Raw genomic sequence first — 18,187 nt, forward strand, 5'->3', positions numbered from 1 at the left:
GTGTGTTCACTCCTAACGAAGTACTCAGTGTAAAGTCTGTATAAAACAAGATTATAGCATAAGAGCGTACATTTGAATATAAAAAGCCGTCCGGCCCTGGTCCGAACGGCTTCTTCATATCCTATGCAGGTGACTACGCGCGGGAGATATATTTGCCGTCGCGCGTATCGATCAACAGGGAGTCGCCTTCGTTAATGAAGAGCGGAACTTGTACGTTCAGGCCAGTTTCAACCGTAGCGTTCTTCGTCGCGCCTTGCGCCGTATTGCCTTTAACGCCCGGCTCGGTTTCCGTTACTTTCAGGTCAACGCTGTTCGGCAGCTGAATGCCGATGATTTCGCCGTTGTAGCTGGAGATGTTAACCGTCATGTTTTCTTTCAGGAAATTGATCTCCCATTCCAATTGCTTCTTATCCAGCGTGAATTGGTCGAAAGACTCGTTGTCCATGAAGGAGTACTCCGTGCCGGAATTGTACAGGTATTGAACCGCACGGTTCTCGATGTTCGCTCTGCCGATGTTCTCGCCGGCGCGGAACGTTCTTTCCACCGTGTTGCCGTTTCTGAGGTTTTTCAGCTTCGAACGAACGAAGGCTGCGCCTTTGCCCGGTTTAACGTGCTGGAAATCAAGCACGGTGAAAATATCGCCGTCCACCTCAACGGTTAGACCTGTTTTAAAATCGTTAACTGAAATCACTGGTATTCCTCCTGTAATAGGGAGTTTGGCGGAGAGCCAAACTCTCTCCTTGATTGGTAAGTAGGTGTTTGACGGAGAGTCAAACTTTCTCCTTGTTTATAAAGCTCATTCCAGAATGAACAAGGTCTTCGGGGATGAGGTTAATAACGAATTTCCGGTTTCGGTGATGACGATATCGTCCTCGATGCGGACGCCGCCAAAGCCCGGAATGTAAATGCCCGGCTCCACCGTAACGGTCATGCCCGGCTTAAGCACCGTCGTGCCGCCGACCGACAGGCGCGGCGCTTCGTGAATTTCCATGCCGAAGCCGTGTCCGGTTCCGTGACCGAACTTGTCGCCGTAGCCGTGACGCGTAATGACCTCGCGTGCCAGCGCATCCGCTTCGCGTCCCGTCATTCCCGGCTTGATGCCTGCAAGAGCCGCAAGCTGCGCTTCCAGCACGATGTCGTAAATTTCGCGGTGACGGTCCGTAGGCTTCCCTACGACGATCGTACGCGTCAAATCCGAGCAGTAGCCGTTATAGAGCGCGCCGAAGTCCAGCTTAACGAACTCATTATTGCCAATTACGCGGTCGCTTGCAACGCCGTGAGGCAGAGCGGAGCGTTCCCCGGAAGCCACGATCGTATCGAAAGAAGACGATGTCGCGCCTCTGCTGCGCATAAACATCTCCATCTCCAATGCAACCTCGCGTTCGCGCAAACCCGGCTTAATGAAGCCTAGGATGTGCTTAAACGTCTCGTCCGCAAGCGCGCAAGATTCGCGAATGACGGCGAGCTCGGCTTCATCCTTGAAGAGGCGAAGCTCCTCGATCACACCGGATGCCGGAACCAGCTCGATAGACGGGCTCATCGCTTCTTTCCAGGCGGTATAGCTGCTGAATACGACGTGGTCCTGTTCGAAGGCGAGCTTGCGTATGCCTGCTGCGGCAGCCAGCTCTCTTACGTTCTCGATCCACTTAGGGCCATGCTCGACCACGGTGAAATCCGGCGCCTGCTGCGGAGCCTGAGTCATATACCGGAAATCGGTCAACAACCAGCTGTCCGTAGCGGAGATGAGCAGCATGCCCGAGGAGCCTGTAAATCCACTTATGTACCGACGGTTAACGGCACTCGTTACGAGAATCGCATCCGCCTGCAGCGCAGGCAGCTTTCCGCGCAAACCGGTTAAACGTTTTGCTGTCATGGAATCACCCTTTTTCATTATGCTGCTTGATATGATTTACCAAAGCGGTCAGGCCGAGCACATAGCTCTGGGCGCCGAAGCCCGCAATTTGACCGATCGCAACAGGGGCGATGACCGAAACATGACGAAACGCTTCGCGTTTATGAATGTTCGAGATATGCACTTCTACGACAGGCAAACCGACGCTGCTGATCGCATCGCGAATCGCATAGCTGTAATGCGTGAATGCCCCGGGATTGATGACGATTCCGTCCGCTTGGCCAAACGCTTCATGAATGCGGTCGATAATCGCGCCTTCATGATTCGATTGAAAGAACGACACGTCGCAATCGAGCGAATCGGCCGTTTCTTTCACCAGCGACTCGATCGCTTGAAGCGACATCGAACCGTAAACACCGGGCTCACGGATGCCGAGCATATTCAAATTCGGCCCATTTAGTACAAGTATTCTGGTCATGGAGAGTCCTCCCGGCACATAGATCATTAGCCATTCTACCACAAAGACCCACCATTTGAGAAGAGGACCTCCTTTTGCCTAATGCGCGCCCATTGGTTCTCTCGATGCCTCGTCCGTAAATTCGAACGCAATCGTGTAACCGATAAACAATCCCCATACCGCAAATAAGCAGCACTCGGTCGAGATGGTATCATACCCGATCTTATTGATCGGCTCCATCATCTGCATGAACGGGCCGATCGTCATGAACAAGAGCAGCCACCAGACGATTCCGTAAATCAAGCCCGGCCACGGACCCGGTATGCGGCCTAAAAGCAGCTTATAAATGAAGGCCGCGATAATCGAGAACACGATGAATACCCCGATTCCGACCGCGTGCCCCCATCCGGTCTTCAAGAAGGATTCCCGGAAAAACGGCTCGGCCAGATAGCCTGGCGTAACCTTCGTAAAATGAATCGCAAATAGCAGCCAATGCATCAATCCCCAAATCAGGCCCGCGTAGAAGCCCACCTTTATGCAATAGGCGGCCGGATTAGTGTTCGCCTTGCCTCCGTAATCGCTTCGATGTCTTTTTTTGCTGCGTTCCGACTGAATTTTCCTCATGCGTGAATTCCTCCTCTGGATGGCTTAGCTTTCCGTGCGGTTGATACTAGTATGCGCAAACGAAGCGGCGTCAAATCGGAGCCTGACCCAATTCAGGTAATGGATGACGCTCGCAATCGGAACGGGAATCAAGTACAATATAGAAGAGACTCTATCAAATTCATAGACCCTATATAGTCAAACTAAAGGATGGTGATTCGCCCTTGTCTCAAAGCACGCAAAATATTTACGGCGGACAAGCCGTCATCGAAGGGGTTATGTTTGCAGGCAAGCATGCCAATGTGACCGCGGTTCGCCGGAAAAACAACGAGATCGTCTATTATGAGGTACCACGAACGACCAAGCCATGGATCCAGAAGCTCAAAAAAATACCGTTCGTTCGAGGCGTTGTCGCCATTCTCGAATCAAGCGCCAAAGGCTCGCAGCATCTGAATTTTTCGATGGAATCCTATGCGGAGGATGAGCTTGACGAAGCGAAGGACGGCGAGAAGCCGGTCAAATCGGCGGAGAAAAGCGGTTGGAGCCTGAGCATGATCGTAGGCGTCGCCATTGCGGGGATCTTGTCCTTCGTGGCCGGCAAGCTGATCTTCACGCTTGTGCCGGCGCTAATCGAAGAATTGCTATTCGAACAAGCCTTCGAGAATATAATAGTACACAACCTTATTGAAGGAATTATCAAAATCCTATTCCTGCTCTCCTATCTCTATTTCATCTCGCTAACGCCGATCATTAAACGTCTGTTCCAGTATCACGGCGCCGAGCATAAAGTAATAAGCGCTTACGAAGCGGGCGCGGAACTGACCGTCGCGAACGTTCAGAAATTCACGCGGCTGCATTACCGGTGCGGAAGCAGTTTTATCGTCTTCTCCGTGCTGGTCGGCGTCATCGTATATTCCTTCTTTCATTGGGATTCCCTCTGGGAACGAATCTACTTGCGCATCCTGCTGCTCCCTGTCGTGCTAGGCGCCTCATACGAAGCGCTTCGGTTTACGAACGCGCTGCGTGATTTGCCGGTGCTGCGCTTCCTCGGTTATCCGGGGCTGTGGCTGCAGAAGCTCACGACGAAAGAGCCTACAGACGAGCAGGTTGCCGTATCGATCGCTTCCTTCAACCGTATGCTGGAGCTCGACGGCCAAGTCGCGAATTCGCAAGCTTAACCGCAAGCCATTTTAAGATCTGGGAAGAAAGGGTGAATGTGATGCTCCGAAAAATGAACCCTCTGTCAGTCATCATCCTTGCGCTCGTCGTCATCGGTATCATTACTCAAACGATCAGCAATCCCTACCAGCTCATTATTCCTGTCGCCGTGTTCGGCGTGATCTACCTGCTTTACAAATTCCCTCCCGGCGTCTCTCGAACGAAAGCGAAGCCGCGCTACAAGACGGGTTCGCGTAAGGACCAGCAGCCCGCGAGCAAGAGCAAAGCCCGCAAGAACATGCCGTTTCGCGTGATTGAAGGCGGCAAGGATGACGACAACATACCGAAATATCATTAATACCCGCACGATAAAGGGGCATCTCCCGGCGCATGAATGTCATGACGGCCGAGGGATGCCCCTTTTTGGCTTGATTCTACTCGTTATTCAGTTCCGCATGGATGGCTTTGAAATCCTCCAGGCGCGAAGGCTCCCTGCGGAAATATTCGACCAGCGTTTCGATGCAGGTAATCGAGTCCCAGCTCAGGTGATGCTCGATGCCCTCCACATCTTTGTAAATGTTCTCATCCTGCACGCCGATGATCGTAAGGAACGTTTCAAGCAAATGGTGCCGCTCTACAAGACGCTTGCCCATTTTCTTCCCTTTATTCGTCAGCACGAGGCCCCGGTACTTCTCATAAATCAGGTAGCTGTCCTTATCCAGCTTCTGAATCATCTTCGTCACTGAAGAAGGATGAACTTCAAGTCCCTCGGCAATATCGGAAACCCGCGCGTACCCTTTTTCATCAATGAGTTTATAAATTCGTTCTAAATAATCCTCCATACTCGGAGTAGGCATTTCACTTTCCTCCATTCACCGTCATCCCGTACGTCCGGACCATCCTTCGCATTACTCTTAGTATCATACACTGCATGCTATAGACGCCGCAACCTGCCGCCTTTAATCTTTCCATGTTTGTGGGCGCGGGCGGTGGAAATGGACATCGGGAAACGCAAATACAAATGGGGCCGCTGGGGCCAAGGCAAGAACGTCTACCCCGATGAACAAGCAGAAGCGCTCCGGATGTTCATCTCGGAGCGCATCTTTGTTCATTTCGAGGACGCTTAAATCAGGTACATCCCTTCGTTCTGGAGCTTACTTTAAAACCATTCAGAACTTCAGCCAATCCGGCGTAATCGAATTGAGCCAGATCGTGATTTGAGTCATCTTGTCCGTGAACAGCAGGATGCCCATGAGAAGCATGACGGCGCCGCCGATCTTCATCATCAAGTTGGAGTAGCGCAAAATCCAGCGCGTGGAACCGATGAAGAACGCGAGCACGAAGAACGGGATGGCGAAACCGAGCGCATATGCGGTCGTCAGTTCAAACCATGTCCCCGGCTCGGAAGCCGCCATGAGCAGGATGCTCGCCAGTATCGGGCCGGTGCATGGCGACCAGCCAGCCGAGAAGCCGATGCCGAAGACGAAGGAAGCCAGATAGCCTGTCCGGTTCATTTTCATCGGCATTTTCATTTCGCGAAGCAGCAGTTTCGGTTGAATAAGTCCCATCAAGATAAGGCCCATAAGTATGATCAGAACCGCGGAGAGCTGGCGGATCAAGGTTTGATACTGAGAGAACAGCTCGGCAAATGCGTTAGTTCCATAGCCAAGCGTGTAGTAAACGACCGAAAAGCCAAGAATGAAGAACAGCGTATGGCTCATCGTGCGCAGCCGTACTTCGCGTCCGGGATGATCGCTTTTTAAATCGCTAACGGATACACCTGTGATATAAGACAAGTACGATGGGTACAGCGGTAGGCAGCAAGGCGAGATAAAGGAAGCAATCCCTGCCCCGAATGCGGCCCATACCGTTACGTCAGACATAATACACCTCCACCATCATCCTGCGCTGAATCTCCGTCTGACGGAAAGCAGCAGCAATAAGATTACGATCAGCAGCATGACGATCGTTCCGCCTGGCGCCAGGTTCCAAACTCCCGCTACAAGCAAACCGACCGTGACGGCCAGCTCGGCAATGACGACAACCGTGACGACCGATTGCCGGAAGCTTCTGGCGATGACGAGGCTGCAGGCCGCCGGAATGGTAAGTAACGCGGATACGAGCAGCGCGCCGACGATTTTGATCGAAACGCTTATGACAAGCGCCGTCAGGACGCTGATCATGAAATTGAAATAGCGGATCGGCAACCCGCTGACCGCCGCCGCATCCTCATCGAAGGTTAGCAAAAACAACTCCTTCGCATGAAGCGCCACGGCAAGCAGAACGACTGCGGTTACGATTCCGATCAGCAGCAGGTCCACCGTATCGAGCGTATAAATGCTGCCGAATAAGTACCCGCTCACGCTGACGTTGAACCCCTTCCCCATCGTGAACAGAAGCGAGGCGAGCGCCACGCCGCCGGACATGATGATGGCGATAGACAGCTCTGCATAGGTTTTGTAAGCTTTGCGCAGCTTCTCGATAGCGAAGGTCGCTGCCAAAGCAAATATTAGACCTACTCCGACAGGGTAAATGCCGATCAGGAAACCGAGGGCTACGCCCGCAATGGAAACGTGGGCCAGTGTGTCCCCGATCATGGACAGCCTGCGCAGTACAAGAAACAAGCCCATCAGCGGGGCCGTAATGCCGATAAGGACACCTCCGATCAGCGCCCTCTGAAAAAATTCACTCGTTACGATATCCACCTAAACGCCCACTTTCCCTCTCTCCATGGATTGACGAAGCTCCCGCAAGCTGTGCGTCAAATTCGTTTCCACGCAATCTTCCAAATCGTGCGAATGCTTCACGTAAAACTTGATTTTGCCGGACTGCTGCTTCGGCTGCTGGCCTAGGTAAGACCGGATCATCTCCATATCATGCGATACCATCAAAAACGTAATGTTGTGATGTTGATGCATATGCTTGATCAAATGAAAAAATCCTTCCTGCGTTTCCGTATCGATGCCGACCGTCGGCTCGTCCAGAATGAGCAGCGCCGGATTGTTAATGAGCGCACGCGCCAGAAAAGCGCGCTGCTGCTGGCCGCCGGACAGCTGACCGATCCGTTTGCCGGCCAAGTCCTCGATCTTCATCGCATGGAGCGCCTCATCGCATTTGATGGCATCGGCCTTCGAAACGCGCTTGAACAGTTTGTTGCGATTGTACAGCCCAGACTGAACAACCTCGCGAACCGTGGCGGGAAAAAGCGGATTGAATGAATTTTTTTGCGGCACATAGCCGATCCGGTTCCAATCCTTGAACTGTTGAATCGGCTCGCCGAACAATCTGATCGCGCCGGCAGTCGGCTTGAGCAGCCCGACGATCATGCGCAGCAGCGTCGTCTTGCCCGCTCCGTTCGATCCGATGACGCCAACGAAGTCCCGCTCCTGCACGGAAAAGCTAATATTCTCGATGACCGGTTTTTGCTCATATGCAAACGAGACCTCTTCCAGCTCGATGATCGGCTGATGGCACGCAATCGGCTGATGTTGCTGCTTTGTCAGCATGTTGATTCCTTCTTTCTATTGTAAAGCTTGAACTAGATTTTGCAAATTTGCCCTCATAAGAGAGAAGTAGTCTTCTCCCTTCTTCTCCTGCTCCGGCGTGAGCCCTTCGACCGGATTGAGCACTAAAGTGCTGACATCCGCTTCCCTGGCGAGCGTGTTCGCCAATTCGTCGGAAACCAGCTCTTCGAAGAAGATATATTTGATTCCATTGTCTTTGACATACTTGGCGATGCGAAGCAGATCCTGCGCTTTCGGTTCGGCATCAGGGGACAACCCCATTATAGCCACTTGCGTAAGTCCGTAATCACGGGCCAAGTAGCCGAAGGCTCGGTGCGTAGTGACGATTGCCTTATTCGGAGCTGCCGAGAGCGCCTTCTCATAGGAGCGGTCCAGTTCGGCAAGCTTCGCATGCAGCTCGGCATAATTCGCATCGTAGTCACTCTTGTGGGCCGGATCTACTGCCTGAAAGCTCTCCAGCACTGTTTTCGCCATAATGAGCATCGACTTCGGGCTAACCCATGTATGCGGATCGACATGGCCTTCATGGCTGTCATCGTTGTTATGGCCTTCCTCGTGCCCTTCTTCCTCTTCCGGATTGCCGGCAAGCTTCGGAATATCCTTGCTCGCCTCAACCGTAACTAGCTTCGTCTCGCTAGGCAAACCCTCCAGAAAATCATTCACCCAGCCTTCCAGGCCGGCACCGTTATAGAGAAACAGCTGCGCCCGAGCCGCGGTATCGAGATCGCGGCTCTTCGGGCTCCAGTCATGCGGCTCGACGCCTGCCGGAATCATGTTGATCACATTCGTGCCGCTGCCGCCGATCTGCTGTGCGAGGAAATAGAGCGGATAGAAGCTCGTGACGACATTCAGCTTGCCCTCCACAAGCTTGCCTTGGGAGGACGAGCCGCAGCCTGTTAGCGTAAAAATAAGAAAAGCCAGCGTAATCGCTGACAACGTCACGGAACCGATACGTTTAAAAAACATAGACTTGCACCTCAAATTCCATCATAATCGTAAACATTACAATTTGATTATAAGGTCGCCTTCTAGGCCCTGTCAACAAGCAACCGCCGGAGCATAGCGCTCCGGCGGCCGGTACGTTCATCCTTATTTCACAATCGCGCCGTTCGGCATATCTTCCGGCACTGTAGCCAGTGTCAGCTGGTCACCGTGCGACGCAGCCAGGATCATGCCTTGCGACATTTCGCCGCGCAGCTTCACCGGCTTCAGGTTCGTCACGCAAATGACCTTGCGGCCGACAAGCTGCTCCGGCGTGTAAAACTTCGCGATGCCGGAGACGACCTGGCGCTGCTCGAAGCCCAGATCCAGCTGCAGCTTCAGAAGCTTATCCGCCTTCGGAATCGGTTCGGCCGCGAGGACTTGCGCCACGCGAAGCTCGACCTTGGCGAATTCGTCGATCGCGATCTCTTCCTTGGCAGCCGGCGCAGAAGGCGCTGCCGCATCCGCTGCCGGGGCTGCCGGCGTGCTTTCCGAAGCCGCAGCCGCTTCTGCGGGAGCCGCGCCGCCGCTCATCGATTCGGCGATAAACGCCGTCTCCACCGCTACATCAAGGCGCGGGAAGATCGGATCGCCTTTCGCAACCTTCGTGCCGCCCGGGAATTGGCCGAATTGCTTCGTGCTGTCCCACGCGGTCAACTCGCCTTCTGTAAGTCCGAGCTGAGCGCGGATTTTAAGAGGCGCATTCGTCAGGAACGGCTGCAGCAAAATCGAAATGATCCGCAGCGATTCCGCCAGGTGGTGCATAACGGATGCGAGCTCGCCGCGCTTCTCTTCGCTCTTGGCCAGCGTCCATGGCTGCGTTTCATCAATAAATTTGTTCGTGCGGCTAACAAGCTGCCAGATCGCTGTGAGAGCAACCGAGAACTCCATGCGCTCCATTGCGGCTTCAACCTGCTCGGCCGTCCCTGTCGCAAGCGTGGACAACGTCTCGTCAAATTTAGTGACGCTGCCGTCGTAGGCCGGAACGCTGCCGCCGAAATATTTGTCGATCATCGCGATCGTCCGGTTCAGCAGGTTGCCGAGGTCGTTCGCAAGATCGAAGTTGATGCGCTCAACGAAGTTCTCCGGCGTAAATGTGCCATCCGCGCCAAACGGAACCTCGCGCAGCAGGTAATAACGAAGAGCGTCCAGGCCGTAGCGGTCGATCAAGGTGACCGGATCTACGACATTGCCCTTAGATTTGGACATTTTGCCGTCCTTCATCAGCAGCCAGCCGTGCGCGAAGACTTTCTTCGGCAGCGGCAAACCGAGCGCCATCAGCATGATCGGCCAGTAGATCGTATGGAAGCGGACGATCTCTTTGCCGACCAGATGCACGTCAGCCGGCCAGAACTTGTCATACCGGCTTTGATCGCCGGAGCCGTAGCCCAGCGCCGTAATATAATTGGACAACGCATCGATCCAGACATACACGACATGCTTCGGATCGCCTTTTACCTTGACGCCCCAATCAAAGGTCGTACGGGATACCGCCAAGTCCTCAAGACCCGGCTTGATGAAATTGTTGATCATTTCGTTCTTCCGCGATTCCGGCTGAATAAACTCCGGGTTCTCCTCGTAGAACTGGAGAAGCCGGTCCGCGTATTTGCTCATCCGGAAGAAATAGCTCTCTTCCTTCACCAGCTCAACCGGGCGTCCGCAATCCGGACAATTGCCGTCCACGAGCTGCCGCTCCAGGAAGAACGATTCGCACGGCGTGCAGTACAGGCCCTCGTAGTTCCCTTTATAGATGTCGCCCTGCTGCAGCAATTGATCGAAGATTTGCTCGACAACGGCTTTATGGCGATCTTCCGTCGTCCGGATGAAATCGTCGTTGGAAATATCGAGCTTCTTCCACAGCTCTTTAATGGTAACGACAATATCGTCCACGAACTGTTGCGGGGTCTTTCCCTTCTCCTGCGCCTTGCGCTCGATCTTCTGGCCGTGCTCGTCGGTGCCTGTCAAATACCAGACATCGTAGCCGCGCAGCCGCTTATACCGCGCCATCGCGTCTCCGGCAACCGTCGTATAGGCATGCCCGATATGAAGCTTATCGCTTGGATAATAAATCGGCGTCGTAATGTAGAAGGATGGTTTCTTCGTTTCACTCATAACTTCACGTCTCCTTATTTCTTTCTGCCACACAAATTGCGGTCGTAAATTCTTTGAACTAATGAGTAGCCGCGAACAATTGCGGAGCGGGCGGTCGTTGTGGAGAAGCGTCAGCGTTCGTTTGCCTCGGCTGAATGGTTTGCATGTCGCTAGACACGCAAACCATTCAGCCTTTGTACATCGGATTTCTACCGTTACATCGGTTATACAATCAAAGAAATCCGAGGTACAACAGCGATCGGAACAACGATCCGCACGCGCAGCGTTGAGCTTCCAGCGTCTCACTGGTTCAACAATCTAGAACGCAAAAAAAGCCTCCGTCCACTATGGGACGAAAGCTTGTCGCTTACGCGGTACCACCCAATTTCCTCACTCCATGAGCGCGTTGCCGCTTCATCGGAGAAAGCTTCATTAGAACCAACTGTGCAATCAGCTGCACAGGCTGGCCGTCAAACCGATATCGGGGTCACCCGCCGCACCCTTACCGCAGCGATCAGGCCGCCGTAGGCTCGAATGCGAATTCTCCCGGACCATTTTCCAAAAGCTGCGCCTTGCCGGCTTCCAGCTAACCCGGCTCTCTGGTAAGGCCATTTCTTCCGTACTTATCCGTTCATCGAAATGGAAAGATTCTCTTGCGTAAAACTATACCGAATCGGACGTACCGCTGTCAAGGCCGGCAGCCGCCCGCTTCTCCAGCTCCTCACGGGTAGGCGGCACGTAATCAATGCCACCGGGGTGAAAAGGATGGCAGCGGCAAATCCGTTTGGCCGCCAGCCAGCTGCCGCGGAGCGGTCCGTGCTTGTCGATCGCCTCTAGCGCATATGCCGAGCAGCTCGGATAGAAACGACAAGTCGGCGGCTTAATCGGCGAGATGAACCGGCGATAGACATGTATCGGCGCTTTAATAATGGCTCGCATGGCACAAGGCCTCCTTTCCTATTATCATGACGTAATTTAGGCATGACGTCAATTTCACCAGACGGTTCAATAATACGCCACTAGCAATGTCGTGATTTTACAGTTAAACTGTCATAGAAACGTATTTAACAGCGGTTTCAATTATGTTAGGGTTAACCCATGTCGCATAATCAGAGGGCATAAAACTGTGATCGCACGACATTGGTTCCAATATCAAACCCATATATTAGGAGGAATTTATCAATGATTCGCGTAGCAATGCTGAGCTATTGGCACGTACATGCCTGGGATTACACCAAACAGGCGCAAGAGAACCCGAACACTGAAATCGTAGCCGTATGGGACGAGCTTCCAAACCGCGGCCAAGAGAACGCAGATAAGCTCGGCGTGCCGTTCGTTGCAGACCTCGATGAACTGCTTGCTCGTACCGATATCGATGCCGTCGTCATCGATACGCCGACAAACATTCACCGCGACGTTATGGTGAAAGCCGCTCGCGCAGGCAAGCACATCTTCACGGAGAAAGTGGTTGCTCCTACGCTTAGCGAAGTAAACGAAATAGTTGCCGCTGTAAACGAAGCTGGCGTGAAACTGACGGTTTCCTTGCCGCGTCTCAACGATTCGTACACGCTTGCGATTCAAGACGTAATCAACAAAGGTTTGCTCGGCCAATTGACGCAAGCCCGTGTTCGTCTGTCCCACAACGGCGCAACTGCCGGCTGGCTTCCTGAGCACTTCTACAACCTGGAGCAATGCGGCGGCGGCGCGCTGATCGACCTGGGCTGCCACCCTGTATATTTGAACCGTTTGTTCCTTGGCCAGCCTGAGAGCGTAAACGCAACTTTCGGTTACGTAACCGGCAAAGCAGTCGATGACAATACTGTTACGGTTCTTCGTTACGAGAACGGCGCAATCGGCATCGCGGAAACCGGCTTCGTTAACCCTTGCTCCCCGTTCTGCGTCGAAATTCACGGTACGGAAGGCTCCCTGCTGTTCGGCTTCACCGATAACGTCATGCGCGTTCGCAGCACGAAGTTCGAGAACGTGCACGAGTGGACGGAAATCGAGCTGCCGGCAAACCGCATTTCGGCCTTCGACCAATGGGTAGGCCACATCCAGAACGACACGATCGCGGAAGAGAACATCGCTCTTGCAACCGATCTGACGAAGATTATGGAAGCTTCGACGATCTCCGAGAACGAGAAGCGTTCCGTTAAGCTGTCCGAGCTGAAAAACTAATTCGAGCTTTTAGGGAAGGAGAGGTGGCAGCGTCGTGGCAAAACCGTTCGCATACTCCATCATGGCTACGAGAAGCGATGAAATTGACCGGCTGGACATTCAGTTCCGCTGGGGAGGGTACGGCTTTCGCGTCCTGCGCTGCCATCTCGCCACCTTCGCACCGGGCAAAGTCGTCCGGTTCCATAAGCATTCGGAATACGAGTTTCATTTTATCCCGCGCGGCAAAGGTACCGTCATTATGGAAGATAACGTTCACCAGCTGCACGAAGGGCTGTTCTATCTAACCGGTCCGAACGTACTCCATCAGCAGGAAGCGGACGCCCATGAAGCGATGGATGAGCTGTGCTTGCACATCGACATTGTGCCGATCAAAGAAAGCGAAGACGAACAAAGCTGGGGCGATCCATGGGAACGCCATGAGGCGGAGAGCTGCATCCAAGCGCTCAACAATTTGCCGCTCAGGCCGCATGTCGACCAGTACAACGCGATGTCTTGGTTCCTATCCGCCTATCGGGCATGGACCGAGGGACAACCCGGCGCTTTCTCGTCGATCAAACAGGCCATCATTCAAATCTTGCTGCGTGCCGCCAGAATGTCGACGGTTCCGAACGATACTTACAATCCGCCGGCCCAGACGATGAACGAATACCGGTTCCGTATCGCCACCCAGTTTATTCACGATAATTACGCTCAGCCTTTAACGCTTCAGGAGGTTGCCGACCGGATTCCGATCAGCGCCCGGCAATTGCAGCGCATATTCCGCGAGCAAGGCGTGGAATCGTTCAGCGCCTATTTGGAAAATTACCGGCTGTCCCAAGTATGCTCGGCTATTATCGAGGGCAATCGCCCGATCGAGCAAATCGCGCTCGAGCATGGTTTTGCAAGCAGCAATTATTTGTACTATGTCTTCAAGAAACGGTTTCTAATGACGCCAAGACAATTCCGCAGTCAGCATACCTCGGTGACGGCGTCCACAGTGGACGAAAAGCTAAAGGAGATGAATCGAACGTGAGCACAAACGTAAAGCCCCTTCGAATCGGTATTATCGGCAGCGGCGGCATCGCGCACGCGCATGTCCGTCAGTATAAGCAGCTGCCAGGCGTAGAAATCGTGGCGGTTGCCGATGTAATCCCGGGCAAAGCCAAGCAATTTACGGAATCGCTTTCATTAACGGAAGCGCAAGCTTTTGACAGTCACCGCAGCATGCTGGAAATGGACCTGGACGGCGTCAGCATTTGTACGCCGAACGTTTCCCATCACGTCACGACGGTAGACGCTCTTCGCGCAGGCAAGAATGTACTGCTGGAGAAACCGATGTCCGTCACGCTGGCCGAAGCGGTCGATATGGTGCAAACCGCCCGCGAAACGGGCGGCATGCTGACAATCGGCTTCCAGCCGCGCTACGACCCGAACATGAAGCTGGTGCAGGACATCGTACAGTCCGGCAAGCTGGGCAATGTTTATTATGTCGAGACCGGCGGCGGCCGCAGACGCGGCATGCCTGGCGGCACTTTCATCAGCAAGGCGCTGGCCGGCGCCGGCGCGATGGCGGATATCGGCTGCTACTCGCTCGATATGGCGCTTAATGCGCTTGGCTACCCTCGTCCGCTGACCGTGTCGGCGTTCACGAGCAATCATTTCGGCACGAATCCGCTCTACCATCCTGAAGCAAGCAAATTCGAAGTCGAGGATTTCGGCGTGGCTATGGTCCGCTTCGAGAACGATCTGGTGCTCCAGTTCAAGATCTCCTGGGCGATGCATATGGATACGCTCGGTTCCACGCTCTTCCTCGGCACCGATGCCGGCTTGAAGGTCAACCCTCACGGCACCGGCAACTGGTCCGGCGTATGGGACGGCAAGGTCGGCAGTATGACGCTGTTCCATGACTTCATGGGCCAGCAAACGTCAACGCCTGTGCCTGGCATCGAGCACAACAAGGATCTGTTCTTCGAGAAAGTACGCGATTTCGTCGATGCCGTTCGCGAAGGACGCCCCGCACCGATCCCGGGCGAGCAAATTTTGATCCAGCAAGCGATTATCGACGGCGTCATCCGCTCCGCCGAGCTAAGACGCGAGGTTGAAATCAAGCTTCCATGGTAATAAGAAAGGCCTGCAGGCTCGAGCCTGCAGGCCATTTTTGTTATTCACGATTACCAGCGAATACGCGGCAACGGCAGGAACAGCATCGCAACAGGCAGATTGCTGCCCGCAGCCAGCGTAAATACGATCTCAACAGGCTCTTCGGCGTTGCCGGTCCGGTAGAGCACGGCTGCTTCCTTATTATCCTTCAGGATCGATGCGTTCGCGACCGTTACGACCTGGCCGTTAACCATAAACGCACCTGTATAGTAGCCGCCTCTGGCATTCAAGGCGATCAGCGTATTTGGCGCGACATGCGGCAGACGCAGCCGGTACAGTACGCCGAAATTGCCGATATTGTACTCCAGCTGGCCGCTTGTGTCATCGATGCCGTCCAGATAGCTGTCCATCTTCTTATCGCCCAGCATGATGCGCTGCGGCGTTTCGCCTAGCGTATCGAACAATTCAATGGTACGGTCCGAATTGTAGAACGTGCCCCGCACATGCTTGCCGTCTCGCGGCAGTATCGACAAGTTCGGCAGCTCGGCAATCGGATTTTTGCCAGCGGCTACAACAACGATGTAGAATTCCAGCTCTTGTTCCGTGTAAATATCCGCGTAAGCCGTCAAAACCTCCATCAGCTTCATCGGCGTCTTCGACAGCTCCGGCAAAATCTCCTTCGTCTCATGCGGCCTGATCGTCGTCCATCTTGGAGCCGGATTCGAGTCAAGCGACTTCAAATACCGAACCGTGGAAAGCTTGCCCGTGTTTACTACGTATTTGTCCGGACCGCCAAGTCCCATCGAGCTCGTGCTGACGTTGACCGGCGTGCCGTTCCGGTTCGTTGCGAGCAGGTGCATTTTCACCGGATACCCGATATTGTTGACGTTATGGAACATGAAACGGATTTTACCGGTCATCTGCGTTTGGTAAACTATGCCTTCTTGAAGCAGCGTTTCCGGGCTGTTGCTACGGACCATCTGGGAAGATTCCGAATGGATCGTATACGGCAGCGCCGGAATGGTCAGAACGGATGCGCTGTCGATGCTGAACTTATCGCCGGGTTTTGTGAAGAGCTTGTTGTATTCATCGCGTGTGTACAGCACTTCCGACGTCACGACGACTGGCTTCGTTACGGAATGGATCAGACCATGACGATCTTGAACCTCAAGCGTCACCAGATGCTCGCCGGCTTCAAAAAACACATCGTCGTTTCCTGACCACGTACGGCGCACAATGCCGTTCTCGTCGTCCGAGCTTTGATCGATGTAGGTAACGTTTTCGCCGATCCGATAGGACGACTTCGCAGTCGAAAACTCAGCGACAGGCGCCTGGTTCGGCGGCTTGACGACAACCGTAACGGAGAACGGGTCGCTCCATAAGCCGTTAATGTCCTGAACCTGTCTCGTCACCGTATATACACCGGCTTCCGGGAACACGTCCATGCGTCCTTCCCAGCGTTCATCGACGTAAGGAGCGTCCGTAAAGTTAACGGAACGGTCGACATAGGTAACGGGCGTTTGTCCTGCATAGATTTCATCCGGCTTCACTTCGAAGAAGGCCTTCGGCTTCTTCGGAACGACAACCGACGTCCATGACAACGTAATTTGCTTGCCTACGACTTTAATGGCGCTTTCCGTAAGCACGCCCCAGGACCGAAGAGGCACCATGAGCGAGCCGTTCAAAATATAAGGCTTACCGGTCAGCTTGACCGGCGTTCCGCCGCGGTACGCATACACGCTGCCGATCTTGAATCGAAGCACGCCAGCCGAGCCGGTTGCAATCGATTCCTTTCGTTTGGCGTCATACGAGATTGTATAACCGTAGCGCTTCGCAATGGAGCTGAATGGAATAAAGGACGCTCCGTTTACTACCGTCACCGGCTGTGACGACTTGTAGGTTTGGCCGTTATGCTTCATAACGGTACTGCCGATCGACAATTGAAGCGTTTCCGCAGTACCTTGCGCCGCTGCAACCGAAGCGCCTGTGAAATTCGCGAAGGGAAAAAGCAAGAATGATACAATCAACAACCATTTTAACGATTTCATGCATGTCTCCTTTGTACTCTCTTTGTTGCAGGCAGCGGCTTTCTCGCATGCGCTGCTGCCCTTTTTGCCGGCATCTTATGTCACGTTAAACGTAACCTTAACCGGAAAAGTTGCGGGAGGATTGGAAAGAGACAAGCTTTTGTCACATTTTGGCCGGCCGCTTAACGGTTCACGCGCATATTGATCAAGAAGAAAAGCGCCATCAATATAAACGCAACTAAGCCGATCACGCCTGCGATCGACCGCGCTCGTTTAGCCTTCGCCAGCTTCCCAGCGTCCTGTTCTTGGCTTGCCGTCGTAACGGAACGATGTAGAAATAAATAGACGATGACTAGCGTTACGAACGCCATGTTGGTTACAAACCACAACTGCTGCCACATGCCTGACCTCTCCTAACCTCTGCTTTTGCATACTAGAGTAGACTAAACGAATCAAGTGAAGATTGCAAACGCCCGCGGCTGGCATTATGATGAAGAAACGGCAATTATGAAAAAGGATGATGACGCAAATGGCGCTGCAAACAACGAGTGCAACACCTGTTTTTTCCGGCTTTACCGCAGACGATTTCGATGTATTCGAGGTACCGGGCTTAGAAGCCCGCATGACGCTATTGATTGAGCGGATTCGCCCGAAGCTGCACGAGCTCGGCGACCGGCTGACGCCATTTTTGACGGAGCTGTGCGGCGAGCCGATGTTCCCGCATGTGGCCAAGCATGCGCGCAGAACGATTAATCCGCCGAACGATACGTGGGTCGCCTTCGCTCCGGGCAAGCGCGGCTACAAAATGTTCCCTCATTTTCAGATCGGCTTATTCGGCTCCCATCTCTTCGTGCAATTTGCCATTATTTACGAATCCGATAACAAATCCGTGTTCGCCGAGCATGCGCTTGGCCAGCTGGACGAGATTATGACGCATATCCCCGCCCATTATGTCTGGTCAGGCAACCATATGGTGCCTGGCGGCGATACGCAAGGCGAGCTCGGCCGCGAAGGCCTGACGCAGCTGCTCCAGCGTCTGCGCACCGTGAAAGCCTCCGAAGCGCTGTGCGGCATTATCATCGACCGCAACGACCCGCTCCTGCGAGACGGCGATGCTTTCATCCGCACCGTGCAAGAAACGTTCCGATCCGTACTTCCTTTATACAAAATGTCGTTCTAAAGGCATCCTTGCCTTTCGCAATGGGGCTGCTTCCGCATCCGTGCTCAGGATGGAGGA

At 53.7% G+C, this 18,187-nt stretch carries 19 protein-coding genes and 1 pseudogene; 7 read left to right on the forward strand and 13 right to left on the reverse strand.

The window, feature by feature from the left end; genetic code table 11:
• Positions 1 to 133: 133 nt before the first annotated feature.
• The 4 genes from efp to DL346_RS14040 form a co-directional block, all read right to left on the reverse strand.
• Positions 134 to 691, reverse strand: coding sequence for an elongation factor P (efp, locus tag DL346_RS14025; RefSeq protein ID WP_112882717.1), 558 nt, complete (start codon positions 689 to 691; stop codon positions 134 to 136).
• A gap of 105 nt (positions 692 to 796) precedes the next feature.
• Positions 797 to 1,873 (reverse strand): M24 family metallopeptidase, encoded by a 1,077-nt coding sequence (locus tag DL346_RS14030; protein ID WP_112882718.1) that lies wholly within the window; start codon positions 1,871 to 1,873, stop codon positions 797 to 799.
• Between the two features lie 4 nt (positions 1,874 to 1,877).
• On the reverse strand, positions 1,878 to 2,330 hold the full coding sequence (gene aroQ, locus DL346_RS14035) for a type II 3-dehydroquinate dehydratase (RefSeq protein WP_112882719.1): 453 nt from the start codon (positions 2,328 to 2,330) through the stop codon (positions 1,878 to 1,880).
• Between the two features lie 78 nt (positions 2,331 to 2,408).
• A complete protein-coding gene (locus tag DL346_RS14040; protein WP_112882720.1) occupies positions 2,409 to 2,933 on the reverse strand; it encodes a YqhR family membrane protein in 525 nt (174 codons plus the stop codon).
• Between the two features lie 203 nt (positions 2,934 to 3,136).
• Here DL346_RS14040 and DL346_RS14045 point away from each other — a divergent pair, with 203 nt between their 5' ends.
• A complete protein-coding gene (locus DL346_RS14045; RefSeq protein ID WP_112882721.1) occupies positions 3,137 to 4,090 on the forward strand; it encodes a DUF1385 domain-containing protein in 954 nt (317 codons plus the stop codon).
• Positions 4,091 to 4,143: 53 nt separating this feature from the next.
• Complete coding sequence (locus DL346_RS14050) at positions 4,144 to 4,428, forward strand: hypothetical protein (protein WP_112883119.1); 285 nt, start codon at positions 4,144 to 4,146, stop codon at positions 4,426 to 4,428.
• Positions 4,429 to 4,504: 76 nt separating this feature from the next.
• On the opposite strand, the gene mntR is transcribed toward DL346_RS14050, so the two are convergent.
• Positions 4,505 to 4,927, reverse strand: a complete 423-nt coding sequence (mntR, locus tag DL346_RS14055; protein ID WP_112882722.1) for a transcriptional regulator MntR — start codon at positions 4,925 to 4,927, stop codon at positions 4,505 to 4,507.
• Between the two features lie 132 nt (positions 4,928 to 5,059).
• Between mntR and DL346_RS14060 the strand changes: the two are divergent.
• Positions 5,060 to 5,197 (forward strand): annotated as a pseudogene (locus DL346_RS14060) (spore photoproduct lyase family protein); the annotation flags it as partial.
• Positions 5,198 to 5,239: 42 nt separating this feature from the next.
• On the opposite strand, the gene DL346_RS14065 reads toward DL346_RS14060, so the two are convergent.
• From DL346_RS14065 to yidD, 6 genes are all read right to left on the reverse strand, one after another.
• Positions 5,240 to 5,953, reverse strand: a complete 714-nt coding sequence (locus tag DL346_RS14065; RefSeq protein WP_112882723.1) for a cytochrome c biogenesis CcdA family protein — start codon at positions 5,951 to 5,953, stop codon at positions 5,240 to 5,242.
• Between the two features lie 15 nt (positions 5,954 to 5,968).
• On the reverse strand, positions 5,969 to 6,775 hold the full coding sequence (locus DL346_RS14070) for a metal ABC transporter permease (protein WP_112882724.1): 807 nt from the start codon (positions 6,773 to 6,775) through the stop codon (positions 5,969 to 5,971).
• The gene (locus tag DL346_RS14075; protein WP_112882725.1) at positions 6,776 to 7,576 is read right to left on the reverse strand and encodes a metal ABC transporter ATP-binding protein; all 801 of its coding nucleotides are present in this window, start codon (positions 7,574 to 7,576) and stop codon (positions 6,776 to 6,778) included.
• Positions 7,577 to 7,591: 15 nt separating this feature from the next.
• Complete coding sequence (locus tag DL346_RS14080; protein WP_112882726.1) at positions 7,592 to 8,560, reverse strand: metal ABC transporter solute-binding protein, Zn/Mn family; 969 nt, start codon at positions 8,558 to 8,560, stop codon at positions 7,592 to 7,594.
• A gap of 123 nt (positions 8,561 to 8,683) precedes the next feature.
• Positions 8,684 to 10,687, reverse strand: coding sequence for a methionine--tRNA ligase (metG, locus tag DL346_RS14085; RefSeq protein WP_112882727.1), 2,004 nt, complete (start codon positions 10,685 to 10,687; stop codon positions 8,684 to 8,686).
• A gap of 642 nt (positions 10,688 to 11,329) precedes the next feature.
• Entirely contained in the window at positions 11,330 to 11,605 is a 276-nt protein-coding gene (gene yidD, locus DL346_RS14090; RefSeq protein WP_112882728.1) for a membrane protein insertion efficiency factor YidD, read from the reverse strand.
• A 243-nt stretch (positions 11,606 to 11,848) separates the two neighbouring features.
• Between yidD and DL346_RS14095 the strand changes: the two genes are divergently transcribed.
• The 3 genes from DL346_RS14095 to DL346_RS14105 are packed head-to-tail and all read left to right on the forward strand — an operon-like array spanning position 11,849 to position 14,944.
• Positions 11,849 to 12,844, forward strand: a complete 996-nt coding sequence (locus DL346_RS14095) for a Gfo/Idh/MocA family protein (protein WP_112882729.1) — start codon at positions 11,849 to 11,851, stop codon at positions 12,842 to 12,844.
• 34 nt (positions 12,845 to 12,878) lie between these two features.
• Positions 12,879 to 13,856 (forward strand): helix-turn-helix transcriptional regulator, encoded by a 978-nt coding sequence (locus DL346_RS14100; RefSeq protein ID WP_240633159.1) that lies wholly within the window; start codon positions 12,879 to 12,881, stop codon positions 13,854 to 13,856.
• Complete coding sequence (locus DL346_RS14105) at positions 13,853 to 14,944, forward strand: Gfo/Idh/MocA family protein (RefSeq protein WP_112882730.1); 1,092 nt, start codon at positions 13,853 to 13,855, stop codon at positions 14,942 to 14,944. The genes DL346_RS14100 and DL346_RS14105 overlap by 4 nt, the downstream gene beginning before the upstream one ends.
• A 50-nt stretch (positions 14,945 to 14,994) precedes the next feature.
• Here DL346_RS14105 and DL346_RS14110 read toward each other — a convergent pair whose 3' ends face one another.
• Positions 14,995 to 16,971: a copper amine oxidase N-terminal domain-containing protein gene (locus tag DL346_RS14110; RefSeq protein WP_112882731.1), complete on the reverse strand. Its 1,977-nt coding sequence runs from the start codon at positions 16,969 to 16,971 to the stop codon at positions 14,995 to 14,997.
• A 161-nt stretch (positions 16,972 to 17,132) separates the two neighbouring features.
• A complete protein-coding gene (locus DL346_RS14115) occupies positions 17,133 to 17,351 on the reverse strand; it encodes a hypothetical protein (protein ID WP_112882732.1) in 219 nt (72 codons plus the stop codon).
• A gap of 128 nt (positions 17,352 to 17,479) precedes the next feature.
• On the opposite strand from DL346_RS14115, the gene DL346_RS14120 reads away from it, so the two are divergent.
• The gene (locus DL346_RS14120; RefSeq protein WP_112882733.1) at positions 17,480 to 18,130 is read left to right on the forward strand and encodes a YktB family protein; all 651 of its coding nucleotides are present in this window, start codon (positions 17,480 to 17,482) and stop codon (positions 18,128 to 18,130) included.
• Positions 18,131 to 18,187: the final 57 nt, after the last annotated feature.

The sequence above is a fragment of the Paenibacillus montanisoli genome (genome assembly GCF_003268025.1).
GTDB lineage: Bacteria > Bacillota > Bacilli > Paenibacillales > Paenibacillaceae > Paenibacillus_Z > Paenibacillus_Z montanisoli.